Genomic DNA, 16951 nt, shown 5'->3' with positions numbered 1-16951 from the left:
CACTCATCAAAATTTTATACGCATTTGAATTAAATTAAAGATTCTTACCCATTAAGATGGTATTTTGTCAAGACAATTTAGATGCGTTTCCCCTGGGACTAGAGGCGGGTAAAGCTTTTATTAATCATGTGAAATTAGCGAGTCATTTAGCAAATGTTGGTGATGCGAAAACCCTCGTTATTCATCCCGCTTCTACAACCCATCAACAGCTAAGTAATGACGAACAGCTTTCAGCAGGTGTGACACCCGATTTGGTGCGTGTATCAGTGGGAATTGAACATATCGACGACATCAAAGAAGATTTTGAGCAAGCATTCCAACAAGTTAAGAGTTAATTATCAATAAATTGGGAATGGGGCATTGGGCATTAGGAAGAGACAAGGAAGAAACTTGTTGAATAATTCTCCCTTGTCTTCCTTGTCCCCCTGCTCCCTCATCTCCCCACTCTTCACTCCTAAATATGATCTACTCAGATTTCATCTCACAGCAAACCCAGTTTTACCAGATGACTGTGCCATTTCCACTTGAAGGCGGCGAAGTATTAATTGGGGTTCAGGTTGCTTATCGCACCTGGGGACAGTTAAATGCTCAAGGTGATAATGGGGTACTGATTTGTCATGCCTTAACTGGTTCCGCTGACGCTGATGATTGGTGGGAACCTTTGTTTGGTTCAGGGAAAGCCTTCAATCCAGAACGCGACTTTATTGTATGCAGCAACATTTTGGGAAGTTGTTACGGCACAACTGGGCCAACTACTATCAACCCCATAACGGGAAATTCTTATGGCGTATCCTTCCCTAAGATTACAATCCGAGATATGGTTCACCTGCAAGCTGTACTACTAGAATACCTGGGTGTTCAATCTCTGCGGTTAGTAATTGGCGGCTCACTCGGTGGGATGCAAGCACTGGAGTGGGCATTGTTATATCCAGAAAAGGTAAAAGGAATTGCACCCATTGCTGTTTCTGGCAGACATTCAGCTTGGTGTATTGGATTGAGTGAAGCTCAAAGACAGGCAATTTATGCCGATCCAAACTGGCAAGGGGGGAACTATACTTTGGATGCGCCCCCAAACCAAGGACTAGCAGTGGCGCGGATGATGGCGATGTCTACTTACCGTTCTTGGGATAGTTTTACAAGCCGCTTTGGACGGCAGTATGATGCATGTGAGCAGTTTACTATAGCCAGTTACTTACAGCATCAGGGTCAAAAGCTAACAGAACGATTTGATGCCAACACTTACATCACCCTTACCCACGCAATGGATCGCCACGATGTTGCACGCGATCGCACAAGTCCTGATTTGTCAGATTATGAATCTATTCTACAAATCATCCAGCAACCAACTTTAGTTGTCGCAATTGATTCTGACATTCTTTATCCTCCAGTAGAACAACAAGAATTGGCAAATTCAATCCCGAATGCTCAACTGGCGTGGCTGAAGTCAACCCACGGACATGACGCATTTTTAATTGATATGGCTGCATTAAATGAACTGCTGATCTCTTTTCGGCAAAGTTTAGATTTCTCAACCTCCTAACTCGATATATTGAGAAAACAGCTTGGCGTTTCGAGTTCTGAGAGGAATGATAAAGTTAAAAAGGCGTTGGCTACGCCCGCCGCAGGCATCGCACTTTGCGTTATCAAGGGTAACAGCCAGTTGTAGATATCGCTACAGGTGGGTAAATTTGTATATGGAAACAATTTATAGAGTGGCGACAGTCGCGGGAGTTGAGATTTTGCGACGTCTCAAAGCAATCCTAGTAGTTTTATTGGTCTGGGGTGGCGTGAGTTTGCTGCACTGGCTACCAGAAACACAATGTTTGATGCTGGGATTAACGGCAATCCTAACTGTGCAAACATTACGGATGCTGGTAGCAAAACCAGCGGCGGCAGCGATCGAAAGTGAGATTTATTTACCGCCAGTCTCGATTTTAGTTCCGGCTAAAAATGAAAGTCCAGTCTTGTCCGATCTAGTTTACAGCTTATGCCAATTGAATTACCCAAGCGATTCCCTAGATATCTGGGTTGTTGATGACGGCAGTACCGATGAAACCCCCCAAGTTTTGAAAGAATTACAAACTCAATTTCCAGCTTTACAAGTTCATCGACGGGAATCAAAAGGTGGTAAATCAGGGGCGTTAAATGCAGTGTTTCCCTTTACCCAAGGGGAGATTATCCTAGTCTGTGATGCGGATGCTCAGTTAAGAGCCAATTTTCTGCGGCAAACAGTACCTTTGTTTCAGAAGCAAGCTATCGGTGCAGTACAAGTGCGAAAAGCGATTTCTAATGCTGATACCAATTTCTTAACCCGTTGTCAGCAGATGGAAATGTGCTGTGATAGCTTTTTGCAAACCCATCGCATTGCTATTGGTGGAATGTCTGAACTGCGGGGTAATGGGATGTTAGTTAGTCGGGAATTGTTAGAAAAGTGTCAAGGTTGGAATGAGAATACTGTTACCGATGATTTGGATCTTTGCTTCAAACTCTATTTAGCAGGTGCGGAAATTGAGTTTATTACAGTTCCATCAATTCAGGAAGAAGGTGTAACTACTTGGGAAAAACTTTGGTATCAACGTTGTCGTTGGGCTGAAGGTGGCTATCAGCGTTACCTGGATTATTTTCCGCAAATTATTACTTTAGGTTGGGCGAAAGAAATTGATTTACTATTGTTTTTTATATTGCAATTTCTTCTGCCAATTGGACTAATTCCTGACTTACTTTGGACAATATTTTATAGTCATCATCCAGTTCTGCTTCCCCTCCAGACACTACTCAGTATCATTCTGACAATTGCCTTTATTGCTGGAGTTTACCAATTTCAAAGTTTACGAGGATGGTCTTTGCTTTGGGCAACAATTCAAGGGTCATTATACATGGTGCATTGGATTCCTGTAATGATTGTGACAACTTTAAAGATGTGTGTGCAAAGGGAGCGATCGCACTGGGTTAAAACTGAACATCGTGGTGGAATTACTTAGGTAAAGTTGCAGTAGAGTTTATAATTAGGTAGTAAAATCTTGAACCAGTAAGCTTTTAAAGTAAAAAATCTCCGAATTCAAGTTTATTTATGGAGTAGTTGAAACAGATCAATATCTGCTTTCAAGTTATAGCAAATGGTGTCAGCGATTTTTCATTTTTAGAAAGTAGGGAAGCAATACTACTGTTCCACTGGTAGCTAGTATTCAGAAAACCATTGGATATGGAGGCATAATCAAAAGGCGATCTTTGGGATGCATTTTCACACAGCCTGAAAAATGTTATTTACTGCTTTTACTCGTGTTGTAGATAAAATCGTTCAACTAGATCGACAATTAAATCACATGGATCTTCTCCTCTTTCCTTAATGAAGAGCATTTCCTTCAGATGCTCCTTTGTCATGAAGAGAATGACTCTACGACGCCGACTGTAAATATTATTTCGCTGGATATGAGCGCCATCATTAGGAAGTTTGTTGCACACCATTATTGCAAGCTTACCCATAGGTTCTGTCAAGTAATTATCAGTTTGAATTACTTCCTCATGTCCAATATCTGTTGCATCGTAATTTTTGAACTCAAATAGCACCAATCTTGCTTCCAGTTCACGAAGAAGCAAGCCCCAACTGTGTTTTTCATCAAAATTTCGATTTGGAAATACTGCATCGCGTCGATTTGTACCAGAGTACGTTCGTGGCTGAATAATTGGTCTTACCAACGGCGGGACAAATAAAAATTCAAGAATTTCTACACACATATCTTCAAATTCTCGCCAACCTTTCTGACCAGCAGGACAGTTATCAAGCCGATTGATAAAATCAGTAATTCGGCTCATTAAGCGTGACCTACACTGGCAGTAAAGTACTTGGAAACTAGATCGGTGTTTTGAAGGAGAAGCCGCTTTAACTCTGTTCCATCAACAACACGGATTGGGATACCAGTTAATTTTGGAGCATCGCTTACCCAATCAAGAGCAACAGATGTGAGATTTCCGTTTGTAACAAGCAGTGCTTTATCAATCTTTGGATCGTTCTTTACATAACCGAGCAATTGCTTGAGTGTTCGCAAGTCAGCACGGGAATCACGGTAAAATTTTGTTTCAACAGCATATACCTCCCGATTTTCAGCACCAAAAGGATCTTTATGTCGGAATTCAACAATAGCATCAATGCCTGAATCACTTTGCTTGCTCTCCGATTGCAGATTGATAAAACCTAGTTTCTGAAGAAGATCTGTAACCAGTTGCTCAAAGGTGTGTGGAGACAATTTCTCAAAATCAATCTCCACAGTAGAGTTAAGTGCGTTAACGAGCTTTTCTAAGTTTTCCTCTATTCCACTTCTCATATCAAAAAACTGATATGTAGCAAGTGATGATGGAATCTCACAATCCTCCAAAAGAACAGGTAAGAATGTGATATCTCGGTTTTGCAGCTCTTTCAGTACAGCTTCAGTTTCTTTGCTTATCCAATGGGAGTTTACCAAATGTTTGGACAATAGAAGGAGAAAATAGGCACTTGCTGAAACTGCGGAGCGAATAGATTCAGTCCAATGCGTTCCTGGATAGAGTTCATAATCATCTAACCATACATTAATATTTCGCGATCGCAGACCATCCACAATTACTCGTGCAACTGCTTTATCGGCACTTGCATAACTTACGAAAACTCGTGGTCTTGTCTCCAAGTTATAAATATTGCTCATCTTCCAGTTTTTTGGCTCAGGAGCAGGAGAAAACTACTCATACTACTAACATAACTTATAGGCGTTATACCTCTCTATTAGTAGAGCATCGGCTCTTGATCTTTGACCGTTAAAATCCATTCTTCTATAAAGTTTCGCTTAGATTCGACGCCTATGAAAGATTTCTCTTCATCGGTTAATAACTTTCCGTGTCTCCATTGTTATACTATTGAACGATCGGGGTTCAGAAGATTATTGGTATTTTGACAATATCAATTACAAGCGATCTCTATTTTCAATAAATTCCCAGCCTATAATTACCCTAAACAGATCCAATAACAACCAAAAGGCAACAAAGAATCATGTTGGATTTGCTGATTCAAAACGGGTTAATTTTCGATGGCTTAGGCTCTCCACCTGTTCGCAGAGATATCGGCATTCAAAACGGCCGCATTGTCACCCTTGCACCCTCCTTAACTACCCCAGCGCGTGAAGTGCTTGATGCTTCTGGGTTATGGGTGACACCTGGATTCATCGATATTCATACGCATTACGATTTAGAGTTAGAAATCGCACCAGGATTGAGCGAATCAGTTCGTCATGGTGTTACCAGCGTGGTCATTGGTAACTGTAGCTTGTCTGTTGCGATCGCCCAACCCCAAATCCTGGCTGATATTTTTCAGAGGGTAGAGACACTTTCCCATCGGCTGATTGAAAAATGGTTGAAAAAGTCGGTTTCCTGGCAGACACCAGCAGAATATTTACAGCATTTGCAACAGTTACCCCTTGGCCCCAATGTTGCCCCAATGTTTGGACACAGTGCCTTACGCGCTCATGTAATGGGATTAGAACGCAGTTTAAAGGTTCAGCCGACAAAATTTGAACTAAAACTTATGCAGCGCATAGCCACAGATGCTTTAGACGCTGGCTTTATTGGCATTTCTATTGATATGTTTCCCTGGCATCGGATGAGTGGAGAATGGCAAGGTTGTACAATTCCCTCTCAACACGCGAAATTTAAAGAATATGCAATGTTGGCGGATTTGTGTCGGGGGAGCGATGCCTGCGGCGGGCGTAGCCAACGCGTTTTTCAAGTCACACCCAATTTACAACGACTTGCTTCCTTTGTGGACATTCTGCGGATGGGTTCAGGGATTGGACAAAAACCACTGCGGCTAACAGTCCTCTCAGCTTTGGATGCTGTACACGATCGCAAACTATGGCGAATATTTTCCCCCCTACTTTTTATTTGGAATCGGCTTCTAAATGGTAATGTGCGCTTTCAAACCCTAACTGAACCCTTCACCATTTACTCTGATGGCCCTGTAACTCCCTTATTTGAAGAATTCTCCACAGGCGCACAACTCAATGGTTGTAAGTCACCAGAAGAAAGGCAACAACTATGGGCATCGGAAATTTTTCGTCGTCAGTTTCGCCAAGAATGGCTGAGTAAATGGCGTAAATCATTCCATCGTCGGTTAGATTTGATGGAAGTTATTCACTGTCCCGAAGCAAGTTGGCAAGGGTTAAGTTTTGCCCAAATTGCTCGTCAAAAGCAACAAGAACCAGTGGATTTATTTATCCACGCATTACAAAAATACGATACAGATTTACGCTGGGTGGCGACAGGAGCGAACGATCGCCTAAAACCCCGTTTAGCGATGATGCAGCATCCCTGTATTTTGCCTGGTTTTACCGATGCTGGCGCTCACGTCCGTAACCTGGGCTACTATGATGGAGCTTTGTCTTTGCTCAAACAAGCAGTTGCAACGAAGTTCCTTTCACCTGAAGCTGCGATTTGCCGCGTTACGGGAGAACCTGCTGGTTGGTTTGGTCTTGATACGGGAGTTCTCAAAGTTGGTGCGAAAGCAGATATAGTTTTACTCGATCCCAATGCTTTAAATCAGCCAATTAGCCCGCAGGTGCAGATATCAGATCCAGTTTTAGATGGTGAACCTCGGATGGTTAAGCGTGGTTCAGATGAGATTGTGCAAGCGGTTTATATTAATGGGATTCGGGTTGTTTGTTGGGGGAAAGTGAGCGATCGCTTGGGGCGTGAAAAGTTGGGAAGTGTTTTGTTTCCTGTTTGAATTATCTCACGCAGAGACGCAAAGATAAGTTTGAGAGTTTAGCATTGAATTGCTTTTACCCCACACCAGCAATCACCTGCCCAATATCTTGAGGAGTTGCACCTGTTGCTAACATTGCCCGAATCAACAATTCAATTGATACTGAAGCATCGCCATTTTCAGCTTTAGCAATCCGAGGTTGGCTAGAACTAATCTTAGCAGCGAGTTCACTTTGAGTCATCAGTTTTTGCCGACGCTCCTTCAAGTTTTGGCTGAGAGCTAGCTTAATTTCAACAAAGATAGTTTCTTCAGGTGTTAACTCCAAAAAATCTGAAACTGTGCCAATTTTCCAGCCTTTAGATTCCAAACGTTCTCTCTTAGCTTGATCCATCACATTACTCCTGTTGATCGGTATCGTATTTGCTCAGGCGCTTTTTGCAAACTTCAATTATCTTCTTGGATGTTGTTCTGGTTGTTTTATTAAAGACTTCAACAATCAAGATTGCATCGTCATCAATTCGATAAATGATTCTCCAGTTTTTATCTGTATCTCGAATACGTAATTCATGACAGTGAATTCCTATACTTGGCATAGGGCGTGAATGTGGCAACCCAAGGGATTCACCTTCCTGTAATTGTCTGAGCAGAACACCCGCTTCTATGCGTGCTTCTTGACTGAAAGGTGGGGTTTTAACTTCACCATGCAGCCAAACTAAAGGTTTACTTTAATCTCCCATACTGTATTTATATCATATCTGATATATCGATATAATATACCTATTAAAGGGAACTTATATTAATGGGATTCAGGTTGTTTGTGTGGGCAAGGTGAGTGATCGCTTGGGGCGTGAAAAGTTAGGAAGTGTTTTGTTTCCTGTTTGAATTATCTCACGCAGAGGTGCAAAGGCGCGGAGGGTTGTTAAGATAAATTCTGTATAATCGTTGGATATTGATGATGTACAGAAAATTTATTAATATCATAATTAAAATGTTTGTAATCCTTTCTGTATATGAATCGCTTCGTGTGCTTTATGGAAAATTTTTGTATAATAAATAGTTAGACAGACAAAATTAGTTCTACTTAAGGTATTGCTACTCTTACCTATTTCTCATCCTAGATAGCAGTTGAGTTAAGATTGTGAGAAAATTTTTAACACTGTGATGACCAATTTACCAAAACGTACAAAATCTCAGAGAATCGGCCAAAGTGCGGCGGACTTCCTTAAATCAGTTTTTACTAAATTTTGCATTGTTATTCCTGTTCCTCAAGAACTGGATCTTGGCATTGATTTTATCTGTGAAATTATGCAGGGAGAGTACCCAACTGGAAAATTATTTAACATTCAATGTAAAGGGACAGAAGAAACTGAAGTAAAAGGCAATTCAATTACAGTTCCTATTGCAGTAACGACTCTTAATTATTGGTTACTTCAGAAAAATCCCACATTATTAATTATTGTTGACTGCCAAAATTACATTTTTTATTGGTCTTTTCCAAAAGATTTTCTTAGTTCACTTAATAAAAACTGGCAAAAACAAAAAAAGGTATCGATCCCGGTTTCTATTCAAAACCGTTTTGAGCAAGATATAAACTCTTTACCCGCTCAATTAGTTTCAATAGTTAATTCACAGGCTTCTGTTACTCCTCAGCATGGCAATTATCTTGGAACGTTGACTCTCGCAGATGCTATAGAGAGAGCTATTAATTCTGGATTAGATATACTGATTGCACCCTTCCACCGTCCTTTCCAGTATATTGGAATGTCCATTACAGAAGCCGCAAAAGCTGTTGGGGGGAAGCCTAATGAAGTGGGTAACATTATCATTGAATCTGAGCAATCCCACATGTTATTAGAGGCAGAAGGAAACTTTATCAGCTATGTAGATGTTGAACTCAAAAAAACTGCACCCTGGAGTCAAAGCCGCCCGTTCGATTCTGAGCAAATCTTGGGTGTACTTAGTATTAATCCATTCGAGTTAGAACTAGTCCGCAAACAGACGCACTTTCACACCTATTACGACCACAAGAGGAAGTTAAAGGTCAGCATATCCTGCCAGTATGATGGCGCACCTCTGTCAGTAGGATTCAGCAGTAAGTATTATGGAATGTAAGGTGTGAAATATGGTCAAGTGCGATCGCTATTATTGTAGGCTACATTAACGAAACATAACGCACTCTTTTTATAAGACTGATACTTACGGCGGGTGTCGCCGTGATTTGGAGTCATGTCTTGGCAGTCGAGCTGGGGTATCTGAGATACTATCTCGTAAACGCTCCTTGACCTTGGAGATGATTCGCAAGTTAAATCAAGAGTTAGGTATTCCGGCTGAGATTCTGATCCAACCGTATAATTCGGTGCAAACCTCTGCTTAATAATTCTATCGTTTTTGAGCCATTGCCATCATTACAAAAAATCGGTAGCATCAGGGTATAACTAAGGTTATACCAATCTATGAAAACAGCGATTTCCATCCCTGATCCTCTATTTGAGGCTGCTGAAGAATTTGCAAAACGCATGGGTTTATCCCGTAGTCAGCTTTATGCTGTGGCACTTCAAGAATACTTGCGATCGCATAAACGGGATGAAATTACTCAACAGTTAGATGCTGTATATGCCGATGAAGATAGCAGTCTTGATCCATTGTTTGTAAAGCTACAAGCGCGTACTATATCTGAGGAAAATTGGTAATGCAGCGAGGTAAAATTTGGTGGGCAGACCTGCTAATGCCTGTTGCCTCTGAACCAGGATATCGTAGACCAGTTCTGATCGTTCAGTCAGATGAGTTTAATCGTAGCCGAATTCGGACTGTGATTGCTGCTGTTCTTACAACTAATCTGCGGCTGGCTGAAGCTCCAGGCAACATTTTGGTGACAACAGATGAAACTGGTTTACCCCAAGACTCGGTTGTGAATATTTCCCAAGTGATTACTGTGGACAAGTCGTTTTTGATGGAGCAGGTAAGCCAAGTAAGCGATCGCGTAATGGTGCTTGTTGATGAAGGTCTTCGTTTAGTGCTTGCGCTATAGGTCTTGAGTTATGCCAGCAAGATAACAAGTTGATCGAGCGGACGGTTGAGATATCTGAGTGGTGTTGCCAGCGATCGCACTAAACAATGATTAATTCTAGAAGGTTTTGACATGAATTATTATAATCCTCAACAAAAGTTAAAAAATCAGATTAATAATCAAATTCTGGATCATCCTTTTACAGATTATTGGGATATTTTTATTCTTAAACATCAGCATCCAATTAATATTACTCTACACATTTTGGGAATATTCTTTTTTTACGGTTTACTCTTTTATAGTTGGAAAGTGCAAAATTTTTGGTTATTCTTGGGCTTACCGTTAACTCAATTGTTAGGATTAACCGGACATTTCTTATTTGAGCGTAGTCATATTGATTTACAAGATGCTGTTTTTTCTTGGCGGGCATCTTATTGTTTGGGTAAAATGTTATTTAGGATTTTCATGGGTAAATATCAAGATGATATTCGCCAACGACAAGAAATATTAAATAATTATCTGTCAAACAATTATGCAAATATTTAACAACTGGAATGTAATTGCTAAGGGTTGGTATATTGCCTGTCCTAGTCAGGAGATACCTAAAAAAACAGCAAAATCTGTAGAAGTGTGCGGTCAGAAAATTGCCATTTTTAGAGGTGAAGATGGGCAAATGCGGGCTTTAGATGCTTACTGTCCTCATTTGGGGACAGATTTAGGAATTGGAAAGGTTGATGGTAATTGGATTCGTTGTGCATTTCATCATTGGGCATTTGATGAAACAGGGCTTTGTAAAAATATTCCCTGTCAATCAGAAATTCCTACTCAAGCTAAATTGCAAGTTTATGCAACAGAGGAAAAGTATGGATTTATCTGGATTTATCCAGATGCTAAAGCACCGGAAGGAGTGGCTGATTTTGATGAATTGAAGGGAAAAGAAATTGTTGCACAAGCTGATATTGCATTTACAAGAAGTTGCCATCATCATATTTGTATGATGAATGGGATTGATGCTCAACATTTAAAAACAATTCATCATTTAGATATCAAAATGGATTTGTCGTTACATCGCAGCGAATTAGGCACTCAAATTGACTTTACAATGCGGGGACAATTCCCCAAAACTACCTTTAGAGAACAATTAGGTCAAAGATTTCTTGGTTCTACATATCAGTATTCAATGCGTTATGCTCATGGTTGCATTGGTTTGTTAACAATGATGAAGGATGTCAGGCTTTTTCCGCCACTGTATATGATATATGCTTATACTCCAATTGCACCTGGAAGAACGAGAATTCAACCGATTTATGTAACTGAAAAACGTAAAGGTATTGTGGGATATCTGCTGAGTCAGTTTTTGCTATTCAGTACTCGCTTGGCTTACTATATGCTCCGAGATGAAGATGGCAAAATTTACGACAATATTCGCTTTAATCCAAAGTTGCTCCTAAGTATTGATCGGCCATTGGCTCAATATATGGAGTATGTAAACCAGCTAAAACCGTCTCGATGGTCAAAAAATAGGAGTGTAGAATAGTAGGTTGCGTTAGCGAAAGTGTAACCCAACAAAAGCTTTGGTAATGTTTCGTTTCTCAACCTAACCTACATCTGAATTATTTTCTAGAGTAGGCAATGCCCACCAACTCTTATTAAGAAGGTGCAAGATGTGAATACAGAATTGTAGTGTAAATAACCATTCTGAAATCTGTCACATTACACCGTAAATTTACCAAATTGGTCGATAAAGTAATAATTACAAACATATTACAAATCGATTTTAGGTAATTTCCGAATAATGAAGAGTTTGCTGATTCCTGTTCAAAAGTTGCAACCAAGCGATCGCACCGCCATGTATGTGCTGCTGCAAAATTACTTTAAAGGTATAACCTGGGATGGGTTTCAAATTGATCTAGAGCGCAAAAACTGGGTTTTATTGTTGAGAGATGAAACATCCAATGCACTCAAAGGATTTTCAACTCTGATGTTATGCCAAAAGACTTTTTTAGGAGAAAAAATTAGTGTGGTATATTCAGGCGACACTATTGTCGATCCTAGTGCTTGGTCGAGTACAACACTACCACGTAGTTGGATTGCCGCCATCAATTTTCTGCGTCAACACTATCCAGAAAATAAACTTTACTGGCTGCTAATTTGCTCTGGTTTTCGCACTTATCGTTTTCTCCCTACCTTTTGGCAAGATTTCTACCCCCGTTATGATATCACAACACCTGCTGATGTTAAGAATCTAATGGGAAATTTGGCACAGGAATATTATGGTAACTTATACCAAGAAGCAACTGGTATTGTCCGGTTCTCGCATCCCCAAATTTTACAGGAAGGGTTGATTGAAATTCCATTAGGACGACAGACTAATCGCCATATCCAGTTTTTTGAGGAAAAAAATCCAGGCTATCGACAAGGAGATGAATTAGTTTGTTTAACTGAGATCGGTTATGACAATCTCACTCGTGCTGGACAACGGATGTGGGAGTCAGAATCATCGTTAACATTTGTGCAAGATTGTGTTCTCATTTAACCTTTATGCCATCTACCAACCTACACTTAAACTTTAACAATCCAACACAATTTTTAGAGGGATGGTATTGGACATTACCATCAAAAAAATTAAAAATTGGCAAGGTAAAAGCTATAACGTTGCTAGGTAGAAATCTGGCAATTTATCGGGGAGTTAGTAGTCAATTAGTAGCTATAGATGCCTATTGTCCACATATGGGTGCACATTTAGCAGAAGGTAAGGTAGAAGGCGATAATATTCGCTGTTTTTTTCATAATTGGAAATACAATGAACGCGGAATTTGTATAGATATTCCTTCTCTCGAAAAACCACTACCTGTGTATATTAAAACTTGGCACACTGCGGAAAAGTACGGCATGATTTGGATTTGGGTGGGAGAAGAAAATCCAAGTTCGCTGCCTTTTGTACCAGAATTAGAACAGGCAGACTGTGATTATATATTGGGGACTCGGTTTGTTAAAAATTGCCATCCCAATGTCTTACTAATTAATGCGATTGATGCTCACCACTTTAATACAGTACACAATCTGCCCTTAGAGATTATATTTGATTCCCAAGACCTCAACCCCAACGCTATTACCTTCAGTAACACTACACGGGGAGGGGATGATTCCTGGTTAATCCGCCTGATTCGCCCTCTATACTGCAACGAAGTTACTTACAGTATGTGTTATTGGTATGGCAACACTGGCACTGTGACGCTAGGGCCGGATTTCCTGCACTTCTACATTATATTTGCGCTGCGAATGATAGAAGGAGGAAAAACCGAGGGACAAACAATTTTAGTGACTCCCAAACGTCCTGGATTTTTAGGATGGGTAATAAATCGTGGTTTGCTATGGTTAACCCAACAGGTTGGTAATTATTTTGCAAAGGGGGATACCCAGGTATTTCAAACTATTCAATTTAGTTTACAGACTCCCACTAAAGCAGATAAATCAATTTTGCAATTTATTCAGCACGTTAATCACCAAAAAGCCTTAACTTGGGGAAAGTGGGAAACTGTTAATTACTCAAATATTCAAATACCATCAACACCTAACCCTGAGTTGAGTTTAATTGAACAAGAAAAAAATGGATTTAAAATATAACATTGTCGGTTTTGATCTACCACACACAGATTCTCATGGCCGTTTGCAGCGGATATTAATAGCAGCATTACCCAATCAGAATAATTATGCTTTTTACCCACAATTAAATTATTGGGATGCTGAATTTTTCAAATTACATCAAGTCAAAATTTTTCAACAATCTAATATTAATGAACAATCTGCTATTCTGGAACTTGCCAACCGCAGTTTGTTAGAAGAATCATATTTCATTGAGAAAGCAGGCGTTGGCTACATGGCAAAAATGGTACTGTTAGCAGAAACAGTTGAAGAACGAATGCTTTATGGACTGTTTACGGCTGATGAAGCTACCCACCTTTACCAAATTAGCCATTTTTTACCAGAAATAGAAGTAACTAGCACGGATAAACCGTTTTTGCGCTTACTATCAGAAGTGGTTGAAAGTGCAGATAAAACAGTTTTATTATTTGTGCTGCAAGTAGTTTTAGAAGGATGGGGTTTAAGCCATTATCGGCGTTTAGCGAAGGAATGCCGCTATCCAGTTTTAGCAGAACTTTTTTCCAGTTTTTTACAATCTGAATCCCGTCATCACGCCACAGGAACCACCTTGTTTAATCAAATTCCAGTTTCAGCATTCAGTCAAACAACAATTCTTGATGTATTGGCACAGTTTTTGTTTATGGTACAAGTGGGGCCACAAAGCGTACTAGCAGCAGTGGAACAAGTGAAAGGACATCTGACGCGATCGCAAAAAATCCAAATTTTAGAAGAACTGAATACAGAAACTCACAGTGGAACGCGATTACAAATATTGCGATCGCTCATGGGGATAAAATCAGCCCAGTCTATCCTGCAAATCTTGGAAGAACGCGGAGCTTTTGAACCACTCCCCGCCCATCAATGTGTGTAATAAATATCCATCTTATGTCTGCGTTCAATCAAAACGGATATGGAAAAAACTATTCATCACAAATTACAAATTAACCACACTCGCAACAAACAGCAAGACCATACTGCTTTAATGGATGAAGCAGTTACCAAGTTTTGCTATGAAGATTGTCAAAACGAGTATTGGAATCCAGAAGAGTTTTCCCTGCTATATGGTACACCTTTATGGGAACAGTCCAGCCAACATCAGCGTATAATTTTGAACCAGCTTTACTGGGTAGCTTACTACTCACAAATTGTTTCTGCTGAAATTGCAACTATCTTTTTCAATCAAACCAGTGCAGCCGGACTTTACGCTCAAGAAGATTTTCGGTTAATCTGCGATACATTAGATTTGGAGTCCTCCCAAGAGCGATCGCACATTAACGCCTTCCGCACAATTGCTAAACAGGTTGAACAAGCGTTGTTTGGGGAACTTATCTTTACCTACCCCATGCGCGGCCCCTTTACAGAAACGATGGTTTATGCTGACACCAATGCCCTAAAAACTTGGTGGAAAAAAATTCAACTTCAATACTTTGGGCTAATTTCTGCGAATAATACTTTTTTAGCTTGTCAGTATTTCACAGTCCGGGGAGTGCGGACACTAAATGGCAAGTTGGTACAGCACAAACTTAGCAATTATTATCAAAAACATCCCCATCCTGAAGTTGCTCCAATTCCTGCTAAAGTCTCATATTATCACTTTCTGGATGAAAGTTTTCACTTCAATAGTTCGACTATTATATCTCACGATGTTGTCACTTGCCTTAAGCCGCCAACTGCTTTTGAGCGACTGGTGGCTAATTTAGGTTTATGGGGATGTCAGCGCGATCACTTTCATTTTTCAGCTGCGATTAATGGGATTTTTTGGTACGATCCGGCGTTGTATAGCAAGATTTATCGGGTGTTGCGATCGCCCATTTTTGAAATGAGTGACAGGGATGCTAAAGAAATGATGCGCCGTTGTTTTACAGAGGAGTCGGAAGGATTGCAGCGCAGTTTTTCAACTCATCAGGAGGCGATGAAATCTTATCAGGTGTATGTTGAAAAACTCAATTATCTTTGGCAACATAATCGGGATATGTCACTTATGGAAACTAATTCAATTTCTCGATATTTGGCAACTCAAAAAATGGCTTTTCAAGGTTTTGAGCAGTATTATACTAACAATTTACAGAGATTTACTGCAAATGAATAGACTATTAAAAGTAAGGCAAATTCAGTTTGTGTAAATTAAAAGTATAAGAGCTTATACTAGTTTGTTTACATTTGGTGAAGAGAATAGTTTGTTTATAATGATATACGAGCGATGAGGTTCAAACCCTCTTCCTTTCTGCCTACTGCCTTATCCTAACGATAAATATTCACGCCTACCTACTTATTGCTCTTTTATCATTTCCTATTTATCGAGGATAGCGTTTGTTATGAAAGTAAATGTAATCTAATATGTAATTAATCCCTCTGTAGATCAGCAAAGCACCTGAATTCTCAGGATCTTCATGGCAATGCTTATTCACTACTTAGGCAGATCAAAAAGTTCTTTCACTTCCCACTCCTCGGAATTTTTTCCTATGCTCCAAAGACTGTATATACACAACTTCAGATGCCTAGAAAACTTTGAACTACCCATAAAGGGGATGTCATCTGCTCTCTTGATTGGAAAAAACGGTTCAGGTAAATCAACTACTGCTTCTGCATTAGAGGTACTTCAGAAGATTAGCCGAGGCATAAATAGAGTTAGTCAACTTGTCCAGTCGAAAGATTTTACTCGTGGAAGGGCTGATGTTCCAATCCGCTTTGAAATAGAAGTATTACTTGATGATAAATTATACAAATATGTCCTTGCCTTGGAGTTGCCAGAAAAATTTAAAGAGCTTCGAGTTTCTGAAGAACAACTGCTAGTTTCAGGAGATCCAATCTACTCTCGAAAGGAAGCCAAAGTCACTCTTCACAACAGTTCGCAAAATCGTGAGGCTCAGTTTTTAGTGGATTGGCATCTTGTCGCCCTTCCAGTAATTCAGGAGCAATCAGAAACTGATCCACTTCGTATTTTCAAGACTTGGCTTGCTCGCATGATTATTTTAGCCCCGATCCCAAGCTTGATGACAGGAGACTCCAATGGCGACACTTTGGAGCCAAAACGTGATGGTTCAAACTTTGGGGAGTGGTTTTCTGGGTTACTCAGTCGCTATCCTGCTGCGTACACACAGGTTGTCCAATATCTCCGTGATGTTATGCCTGATATTAAGGATTTTCTGAATGAACTAATCGGCAAAGACTCCAAAAGTATGATTGTTCGATTTCAAAAAAATAATGCGAATCTGAGTGTTGATTTTGAAGGTTTATCTGATGGGGAAAAATGCTTTTTTCTTTGCTCTGTTGTCTTAGCTGCTAACGAATCATACGGCCCTCTTTTTTGCTTCTGGGACGAGCCTGATAACTATCTTGCCATATCAGAGGTTGGACATTTTATATCATCACTGCGACGCTCATTTAAGAATAGTGGGCAAATTTTGGTGACTTCGCATGATCAGGAAGCAATCCGAAAGTTTTCAAATGAAAATACCTTTGTACTTGATCGAAAAAGCCACTTAGAGCCAACTTTAATCAGATTGCTTAGTGATATTTCTTTTCCAGGTGATCTTGTCGATGCCTTGATTAGTGGCGATATAGAACTATGA

18 protein-coding genes are annotated in these 16951 nt (G+C 40.0%); 14 read left to right on the top strand and 4 right to left on the bottom strand.

The annotated features are described in order from the left end of the window. The first annotated feature begins 56 nt into the window (after nt 1-56). The 3 genes from V7K41_RS12410 (at nt 57) to V7K41_RS12400 (ending at nt 2981) form a co-directional block, all read left to right on the top strand. Nucleotides 57-335 carry a PLP-dependent transferase gene (locus tag V7K41_RS12410; protein WP_334848488.1) on the top strand — a complete coding sequence of 93 codons (279 nt, stop codon included), beginning with the start codon at nt 57-59 and terminating at the stop codon, nt 333-335. Between the two features lie 125 nt (nt 336-460). Beyond that, nucleotides 461-1540: a homoserine O-acetyltransferase MetX gene (gene metX / locus V7K41_RS12405; RefSeq protein WP_334848486.1), complete on the top strand. Its 1080-nt coding sequence runs from the start codon at nt 461-463 to the stop codon at nt 1538-1540. Between the two features lie 154 nt (nt 1541-1694). After that, nucleotides 1695-2981 carry a glycosyltransferase gene (locus tag V7K41_RS12400; RefSeq protein ID WP_334848484.1) on the top strand — a complete coding sequence of 429 codons (1287 nt, stop codon included), beginning with the start codon at nt 1695-1697 and terminating at the stop codon, nt 2979-2981. 292 nt (nt 2982-3273) lie between these two features. Here V7K41_RS12400 and V7K41_RS12395 read toward each other — a convergent pair whose 3' ends face one another. Both V7K41_RS12395 and V7K41_RS12390 read right to left on the bottom strand, forming a co-directional pair. Next, nucleotides 3274-3813: a hypothetical protein gene (locus V7K41_RS12395; RefSeq protein ID WP_334848482.1), complete on the bottom strand. Its 540-nt coding sequence runs from the start codon at nt 3811-3813 to the stop codon at nt 3274-3276. Beyond that, a complete protein-coding gene (locus V7K41_RS12390) occupies nt 3813-4679 on the bottom strand; it encodes a TIR domain-containing protein (RefSeq protein ID WP_334848479.1) in 867 nt (288 codons plus the stop codon). The genes V7K41_RS12395 and V7K41_RS12390 overlap by 1 nt, the downstream gene beginning before the upstream one ends. Nucleotides 4680-5020: 341 nt before the next feature. On the opposite strand from V7K41_RS12390, the gene V7K41_RS12385 reads away from it, so the two are divergent. Continuing rightward, nucleotides 5021-6748, top strand: a complete 1728-nt coding sequence (locus V7K41_RS12385; RefSeq protein WP_334848477.1) for an N-acyl-D-amino-acid deacylase family protein — start codon at nt 5021-5023, stop codon at nt 6746-6748. A gap of 55 nt (nt 6749-6803) precedes the next feature. Here the strand turns inward: V7K41_RS12385 and V7K41_RS12380 are convergent, their stop codons facing one another. After that, entirely contained in the window at nt 6804-7118 is a 315-nt protein-coding gene (locus V7K41_RS12380; RefSeq protein WP_334800912.1) for a helix-turn-helix domain-containing protein, read from the bottom strand. Nucleotides 7119-7122: 4 nt separating this feature from the next. Beyond that, on the bottom strand, nt 7123-7434 hold the full coding sequence (locus tag V7K41_RS12375; protein WP_334848495.1) for a type II toxin-antitoxin system RelE/ParE family toxin: 312 nt from the start codon (nt 7432-7434) through the stop codon (nt 7123-7125). 454 nt (nt 7435-7888) lie between these two features. On the opposite strand from V7K41_RS12375, the gene V7K41_RS12370 reads away from it, so the two are divergent. The 10 genes from V7K41_RS12370 (at nt 7889) to V7K41_RS12325 (ending at nt 16951) form a co-directional block, all read left to right on the top strand. After that, nucleotides 7889-8839, top strand: coding sequence for a DUF4365 domain-containing protein (locus V7K41_RS12370; protein ID WP_334848475.1), 951 nt, complete (start codon nt 7889-7891; stop codon nt 8837-8839). A gap of 341 nt (nt 8840-9180) precedes the next feature. Continuing rightward, nucleotides 9181-9417: a ChpI protein gene (locus V7K41_RS12365; RefSeq protein WP_334848473.1), complete on the top strand. Its 237-nt coding sequence runs from the start codon at nt 9181-9183 to the stop codon at nt 9415-9417. After that, nucleotides 9417-9755, top strand: coding sequence for a type II toxin-antitoxin system PemK/MazF family toxin (locus V7K41_RS12360; RefSeq protein ID WP_334848472.1), 339 nt, complete (start codon nt 9417-9419; stop codon nt 9753-9755). The genes V7K41_RS12365 and V7K41_RS12360 overlap by 1 nt, the downstream gene beginning before the upstream one ends. Before the next feature lie 111 nt (nt 9756-9866). Next, nucleotides 9867-10280 carry an Mpo1-like protein gene (locus V7K41_RS12355; protein ID WP_334848470.1) on the top strand — a complete coding sequence of 138 codons (414 nt, stop codon included), beginning with the start codon at nt 9867-9869 and terminating at the stop codon, nt 10278-10280. Beyond that, nucleotides 10267-11271 (top strand): aromatic ring-hydroxylating dioxygenase subunit alpha, encoded by a 1005-nt coding sequence (locus tag V7K41_RS12350; RefSeq protein ID WP_334848468.1) that lies wholly within the window; start codon nt 10267-10269, stop codon nt 11269-11271. The genes V7K41_RS12355 and V7K41_RS12350 overlap by 14 nt, the downstream gene beginning before the upstream one ends. Nucleotides 11272-11529: 258 nt before the next feature. Continuing rightward, nucleotides 11530-12270, top strand: a complete 741-nt coding sequence (locus V7K41_RS12345; RefSeq protein ID WP_334848466.1) for a hypothetical protein — start codon at nt 11530-11532, stop codon at nt 12268-12270. A gap of 5 nt (nt 12271-12275) precedes the next feature. Then, a complete protein-coding gene (locus V7K41_RS12340) occupies nt 12276-13361 on the top strand; it encodes an aromatic ring-hydroxylating dioxygenase subunit alpha (protein ID WP_334848464.1) in 1086 nt (361 codons plus the stop codon). Beyond that, nucleotides 13345-14250 (top strand): ferritin-like domain-containing protein, encoded by a 906-nt coding sequence (locus tag V7K41_RS12335; RefSeq protein ID WP_334848461.1) that lies wholly within the window; start codon nt 13345-13347, stop codon nt 14248-14250. The genes V7K41_RS12340 and V7K41_RS12335 overlap by 17 nt, the downstream gene beginning before the upstream one ends. A gap of 39 nt (nt 14251-14289) precedes the next feature. Further along, the gene (locus V7K41_RS12330) at nt 14290-15468 is read left to right on the top strand and encodes a P-aminobenzoate N-oxygenase AurF (protein ID WP_334848460.1); all 1179 of its coding nucleotides are present in this window, start codon (nt 14290-14292) and stop codon (nt 15466-15468) included. 373 nt (nt 15469-15841) lie between these two features. Further along, entirely contained in the window at nt 15842-16951 is a 1110-nt protein-coding gene (locus V7K41_RS12325) for an AAA family ATPase (protein WP_334848458.1), read from the top strand.

The sequence above is a fragment of the Nostoc sp. genome (assembly GCF_036917415.1).
In the GTDB taxonomy this organism is placed as follows: Bacteria; Cyanobacteriota; Cyanobacteriia; order Cyanobacteriales; family Nostocaceae; genus Nostoc.
Note: the sequence above shows the minus strand (reverse complement) of the source record. Positions and strands in the feature narration are given on the sequence as shown.